This window comes from Bordetella genomosp. 13, assembly GCF_007679965.1.
In the GTDB taxonomy this organism is placed as follows: Bacteria; Pseudomonadota; Gammaproteobacteria; order Burkholderiales; family Burkholderiaceae_B; genus Bordetella.
Genome location: NZ_VEHL01000024.1, coordinates 1 through 253, shown reverse-complemented (window position 1 = coordinate 253; position 253 = coordinate 1). Strand labels below are relative to the sequence as shown.

Here is a 253-nt window from a genome sequence, read left to right as displayed (position 1 = left end):
GCACATCAGCTCCCAGTACGTCGTCCAGTACTGGTGGAAGCGCTCGTCGTACTCGGGGTTGGTCACCTCGACGTCCTGGCCCAGTCGCAGGCGCAGGCCGTACTTCTCGATGCGCGACATCAGCACCTGCGGGCGGCCCACCAGGATGGGACGCGCCAGTTTCTCGTCGACGATGACCTGCACGGCGCGCAGCACGCGTTCGTCCTCGCCCTCGGTGAACACGATGCGGGCGCGCGCGCCCTCGCGCACCAGG

General features: G+C 68.4%; 1 protein-coding gene. It reads right to left on the bottom strand.

Features of this window, described 5'->3' with window-relative positions:
* Window positions 1-253 (bottom strand): phosphate acyltransferase (locus FS845_RS26405; protein WP_260986460.1); only part of this gene is annotated, 253 nt, incomplete at both ends.